This window comes from Streptomyces sp. NPDC020747, from assembly GCF_044334695.1.
GTDB lineage: Bacteria > Actinomycetota > Actinomycetes > Streptomycetales > Streptomycetaceae > Streptomyces.
In genome coordinates this window covers 1-2,094 of sequence record NZ_JBIRTJ010000048.1, presented here as the reverse complement: position 1 = coordinate 2,094, position 2,094 = coordinate 1, and the positions used below count along the sequence as shown (strand labels likewise).

Genomic DNA, 2,094 nt, shown 5'->3' with positions numbered 1-2,094 from the left:
CTGCTGGCGCTCGGTGTGTCGATTCCGCTCGCGGGCTGGGCCCAGTCCCGCTTCGGCGGCAGACGGGTGTGGATGTTCGCGCTGACCGTGTTCCTGGTCGGCTCGATTCTGTGCAGCCTGGCCTGGAACGCCGAAAGCCTCATCGTCTTCAGGATCGTCGAGGGGTTCGGCGGGGGGCTCATGCTCCCGCTGTTCTCGACGATGATCATGCAAGCGGCGGCAGGCAGAGCACTGGGGCGCACGATGTCGATCGTCACCCTGCCGTTCGTGGTCGGACCGATCGTGGGCCCGGTGATCGGCGGCGCCCTTCTGAACTGGCTCGACTGGCGGTGGCTGTTCTGGGTGAACGTCCCGTTCTGCGTGGTCGGCTTCATACTCGCCTGGCGGATGCTGGACCCGGACGCCACCGACGCGCGTCCGCGCTTCGACACCCTCGGCTGGCTGCTGCTCTCACCCGGCCTGGTCGCGATCCTGCTCGGTCTCACCAACTCCTCGCAGGCAGGCGGCTTCGCCCGCACCGACTCGTTCGCCCCACTCCTGGTCGGCGCACTCCTGCTGCTGATATTCGCCCTGTACTCGGTCCGTCGCGCCGCCAACGCGCTGGTCGACGTCAGGCTGCTCACGCACCGCCCGCTCGCGTCCGCATCCGCGTCGATGTTCCTGTCCGGAGCCGCGCTCTACGGCGGCATGGCACTACTGCCGCTGTACTGGCAGCAGGTGCGCGGAGCCGACGCGCTCCACGCCGGCCTGCTGGTCGCCCCCCTGGGCATCGGCGCGCTCCTGAGCCGCCCGCTGGCCGGCGGACTCAGCGACAGAATCGGGGCCAAGTGGGTCGCCTTCACCGGCTTCGCGATCGTCGGACTCTCCACCGTGCCCTTCGCACTGGCCTCGGCCACGACCAGCAAGTGGTTCCTGATGGCGGTACTCGTGGTCCGTGGCTTCGGACTCGCCGCCGTGTCCATTCCCCTGCAAGCGGCCGCGTTCGTCGGCCTTCGGCGTGACCAGATACCGCACGCCGGCATCATCACCCGCATCACACAGCAGATCGGCGGGTCCTTCGGCGTCGCGGTACTCGCCGTCATCCTCGACATCGCCCTGCGCCACCGTCCGGGGTCGGCGGCCCAGGCCGCGCACGCCTTCGACCAGGCATTCTGGTGGGCAGCCGGCTTCACCGCCCTCTCCCTCGTACTGAGCCTGCTGCTGCCCGGCCGCACCCCGACGGAAGCCGTCAAGCAGCCAGAAGCCATCAAGTCACCTGAGACCGCCTGAGCACCGGAGACCGCCTGAGCACCTGAGCTCCTGGGGGCCGACCACCACCGCGCCACGCAGGCCGGCCTCACCACCACTGACACCGGCACGGACGCCGAGGCACACCGCCACAGCACCGGACGGATCCTCCCGAGCCCGGCGGAACCGCCACCCCCGATGAAACCGATGAAACCCTCGACACGCTGGGAGCAACACGATGGCCATCCTCGGCCGACTGCTGAAGAACCGCAGGTCAGGCGAGACCCACGCCGCGTGGAATCGCCCGAACCTGCACGGCCCCGAACTGCTGGACCTCAGCAGCCGGAACTTCGACCACGGCGGCACGATCCCGCCGGAGCACCACGCCAAGAACGCGGGCGGCCAGAACCTCTCCCCCCACCTGGCCTGGAACCCGCCGCCGGCGGGCACCGCCCAACTACTGCTGGTCGTCGAGGACACCGACGTCCCCACCCCCAAGCCCGCCGTCCACTGCGTCGTCCTCATCGACCCGGCGGTCCGCGACCTCGCCCCCGGCGCCCTCGCCGCACAGCAGCCCGCCCCCGGCGTCACGGTGCTGCGCTCCACCATCGGACGCGGGTACCACGGACCCGCACCCATCAAGGGCCACGGACCGCACCACTACACCTTCCAGCTCTTCGCCCTCGCGACCCCCCTGGCCACCGTCCCCGGCAAAACCGGACCGGACAAAGCAAGGCCCAGCGCCCTCCTGCCCTCCATCGCCGCACCCGTCCTCGCCCGAGGCCGACTCATCGGCACCGTGGAACGCTGACCCGCACCGACAACACCCCGCCTCGATCATTCACGCGCGCGCCGAGGTGAAGGGGT

Annotated in this window: 2 protein-coding genes; both read left to right on the top strand. The window is 70.2% G+C overall.

Annotation, left to right across the window (positions count from 1 at the left end; translation table 11 throughout):
• Positions 1-1,269 (top strand): MDR family MFS transporter (locus ACH4YP_RS47990; RefSeq protein ID WP_398497927.1); only part of this gene is annotated, 1,269 nt, incomplete at its 5' end.
• A 196-nt stretch (positions 1,270-1,465) separates the two neighbouring features.
• On the top strand, positions 1,466-2,038 hold the full coding sequence (locus ACH4YP_RS47985) for a YbhB/YbcL family Raf kinase inhibitor-like protein (protein WP_398497926.1): 573 nt from the start codon (positions 1,466-1,468) through the stop codon (positions 2,036-2,038).
• The last annotated feature ends 56 nt before the right edge of the window (positions 2,039-2,094 follow it).

Excerpts from the sequence above, each read along its gene's own strand:
- ACH4YP_RS47985 (WP_398497926.1), top strand. The coding sequence starts at position 1,466 with ATGGCCATCCTCGGCCGACTGCTGAAGAACCGCAGGTCAGGCGAGACC.